The organism is uncultured Negativibacillus sp. (genome assembly GCF_944388365.1).
Taxonomy (GTDB): Bacteria; Bacillota; Clostridia; order Oscillospirales; family Ruminococcaceae; genus Negativibacillus.
Genome location: NZ_CALXIN010000143.1, coordinates 1 through 3,840, shown reverse-complemented (window position 1 = coordinate 3,840; position 3,840 = coordinate 1). Strand labels below are relative to the sequence as shown.

Below are 3,840 nucleotides of genomic sequence, written 5' to 3'. Positions count from 1 at the left end.
CGGGCGGCAGTGTGTAGTTGGGCAAGCAGGAAATTTTATCCTGTTCCAGCCAAGTGTCAAAAGTAGCAGCACGGTGCTGTGCCAGAAGCATTTTGACTTTTTCCTGGATTTTCATGACATAAGGATATGGCGACTGCTCCAATTCAGAAATCTGATCTTCGGTCAGCGTTGCGATAATCCGATTGATGTAATCATCCAGCTCCCGGTCATTGATACAGTTCATCTTAGACAGCTTCTGCTTAATGATTCCTTTGCAAAGGGAGAGACGTTTTTCAGAAGGCTGTGTATTGAACCACTCACGGAAGAATGCACTGTCACCGCCTTCCAAACGCCATGCTTTAGCAGTGCCGTCTTTGCCGTCCTCCATGTCTACAAGAGCCATTTCAGCTTTGACAGTGGTAAAATCCACATGCGCATCTTTATCCCGCAGGGTAAATTTGCCTTCGAGATGTTCCAGTTCCAATACTTCGTGTGCTTCGGAAAACAGACTGGGGCCTGTCTCCAACATAAACTGAGGAAATTGCAACGAGGAAGCGTCCGCCGCGAACTCCTCGTTCATCCGAAATTGATTCATCTTGTTCCGCACCTCCATGGGGGCTTGGCTCAAAGCAGTATTGTCGGTTTGACGAATCTCGTTTTCATAGGTTTGGTTCTGCTCCAGCGCTTGAGCAAACAATGGATCAGCAGTGACGGTTCCATTCTGGACAGTAAGTTCGGCTTCCTGTGCAGCAGCTTCAAACCGCGCTTTCAAGTCCGCGCCACTCACATCCGGCACGTCGGGTTCCTCTGCAGAACTTGGCGCAATGGTAAGCTGTTCCACTTGCGGAAGCGGATCTGTTTCAATCAATGTATTATTAGCGTCCTGAGCGCGGTAATCATGGCTGCTGAATCCGGCGTTATTGAGACCTGCAACCACTTTTTCTACTGTTTGATTGAAATTTGCCGAGGAAGTGATGACGTAAGAAAGATTCAATACTTCACTGGTGTTTTTCTGCGTGTGCGGCAATCGAAGAACTCGTCCCAAGATCTGCTCCACATCCACCGGGGATGTACGATTAGCGACTGTTGCCAAAACATAGGCAAACGGGCAATCCCAGCCTTCCTTTAGGGCGTTAACTGTGATGATATAGCGGATAGGACAATCAGGCGAAAGAAGATTCACGTTTTTGAGTTCATCTTTATCGCCGGTCTTGATAGCGATTTGTTCCTCAGGAATACCGCCATCAAGGAGTGTCTGTTTGATTTTCTCGTAGGTAGTGCTGTCTGCATTATTACGAGGCTGAGCCTGGAACAGTACGATAGGACGAATATAGTGCCCACCATTTTCTTGATCCTGCTTTGCTTGCATCTCTAATTTGTTTCGGATGGCATAGGCGTCGCTGTATACATCGGTTTGAGACTTGCGGTTGTAGACAATGACGGGCAGCTTGACCATGTTGGCTTTTTTCAATTGAGCGGCATCCACAAAAGAAATAACATTACTATTTTTCTTCGGGGTTGCAGTCAGGTCAAGAACAAAGCAAGGGTTGAAGTTTTGCAGCATTTCTATGCTCAGCGGAGAGGTTGCATGATGGCTTTCATCAACGATCACTACAGGATTGAGAAAACGAATGACTTGAATTAGTGCGGTTTCATCGGTGTCGGCCAGAAGAACAGAAGGGTCGTTCATCCATTTGGCGAATTCAGCCAAGTAGCCGTTTTCCTGGTAAGCTTTGCGACCTTCCTTCTTGCTGGTACGGAAGGAATCATAACTGAGAATAAAAACGGAGAGTTGTTCGGTGACGGTTGCAGGGGTAAAGTTCTGCCCCATGAGAGCCTGTTCCTTGGAGTACACTTGCACCCGTCCGCCAAAATCCACGTCCAGCCGCTGGCGATAGGGGTGATCGGGATTTTCCAGCGCTTTGCGGGTTTGGGTCAGAATAGCCTCAGAGGGCACCAGCCACACGACGGACTTGGCCCGGCGCTGAGGCATAGCGTCAAAAATCGTCCGCAGAGAACTGGCGGCGATATACGTCTTGCCGCCGCCGGTTGGCACCTTGGCACACACCTGTGGAACGCCGGGTAAGGAGGCAGTATAGGCAGGCATGCCGCCCAGCCCCACCGGCACATTCTTTTCGTTCCAGAGGGCATGATACGCCTTCGCCGGGCTTTGTAGTTCCACCACCAGCTCCAGGTAGCGTGCAAGATCGGCAATGACTTCTTTCTGATAAGATTTCAGTTCCATTTCTTCACGCTCCTTTACAGCCGGGCAATGTCCCGGGGGATTTTCTTAAAGGTGATGTTGTGGCGGCGCAGCGTCTCCTGCGGGATGGCGCACAGGTCGGCATAGATGGTGTAGCCCTCGGCTTTGGTCTGGATGGTAGCCAAAAAGGCATGATCCAGTGTGGTGACGCTTTCCTGCTCATAGTAGAAATAATAAGCGGTGTTGCGGCACAGGCCCATGAAGTAGGGCTCGTCCTTGGGCTGTTCGGCGGACAGGGGCTCTTTGGTCTCCATATAGTAGACGTATTCCCGGATTTTCTGCGGGCCAACTTCTTCATTGAGGTTGCCGTCCGGCAGCAGAAGCACCGGCCCCAGCTCATAGTAGCTGAAATTGCCGCCTAATCCATCGACCATATCTTTAGATTTATCAACTGCAACTACGCGAAGATGGCCCTTTTCAATTTTGGGGGATTTTACAGAGCTATGGTTGCGCTTGGCTTCTTTTGCGATTGCTTTGGCTTCTTCGAGCATAGTAGCGCCTTGTGCCAAGTTTTTAACCGTAATTTCTTCGTCATACAAAACAGTTTCCCTACCTGCTTTATATCCGCTGATAACCCGTTTGACTCGTTCGGCGGTGATGCTGTCAGCATAGTCCATCATTTCCACCAGGATAAATTTGCGGTGGCCGCCGTCGGCCTTATTCATGTTCAGTACAGCATGGGCGGTGGTACCGGAACCAGCAAAAGAATCTAGAACAATAGCATTCGGGTCGGATGCCAATTGCAGTATATAATTAATCAAAAGCGTGGGTTTTGGTGTGCTAAATAAGTCAGTTACCTTAATTTCGGGAAATATCTTCTTGAGGTCATATTTAGCTCGTCTTGTGTGCTCAGTAATGTCTAAATCAATCCACAGATTAGAAGGCGTCAACCCCTCCATTTCGTATAAATATGTACGCCTTATTAGTCGTGTTTGATCATCGGAAAATCTTAATTCTCCTGTTTTTAACTTATCCTGAATGGTATCCATTGACCGCCGCCTACCATTTTCCGGATGCTTAATGATATTCCCATTAGGTGTTGTAATATCAAACTGCAAATTGGGTCTCCAGCCAGGATTGTTTACCGGGTTTCCATCAAACCATGGTCCTCTTGGGTCATTATCTGGGTTTTTAAAATGTGTTCTTTTGCTTAGGTCGTCAATGAAATTGGGCTTCCAAGATGGAAGTTTCCCGTAAATCAAAGTATGGTTAAAATCTTCGGAAAATTTAAGCGCATTATTATTACTGTTATCACTTGAGCGCCATACAGCATCTGTAATAAAACAGCGTCGGCCAAATATCTCGTCGCAAATTAACTTGAGATTAGAACATTCATTATCATCAATGCTAATGAAAATAGCCCCATCTTCCGCTAACAGCCTCTGCAACAGCTTCAAGCGGGGATACATCATGCACAGCCACTTGTCGTGCCGAGACAGATCCTCGCCCTCTTTGCCAACCACTTCCCCCAGCCACTTTTTGATCTTGGGGTCATTGACGTTATCGTTGTACACCCAACCTTCGTTGCCGGTGTTGTAGGGAGGATCGATGTAGATGCACTTCACTTTGCCCTCATACCGGGGCAGCAGGGCTTTCAG

Annotated in this window: 2 protein-coding genes; both read right to left on the bottom strand. The window is 48.1% G+C overall.

Translation table 11 applies throughout. The features are described from left to right. Window positions 1–2,224, bottom strand: a 2,224-nt coding sequence (locus Q0L39_RS11205; RefSeq protein WP_296629232.1) for a DEAD/DEAH box helicase family protein, incomplete at its 3' end; no start/stop codon positions are given. 14 nt (window positions 2,225–2,238) lie between these two features. Continuing rightward, window positions 2,239–3,840: site-specific DNA-methyltransferase (locus Q0L39_RS11200; protein WP_296629230.1), on the bottom strand; the 1,602-nt coding region annotated here is incomplete at its 5' end.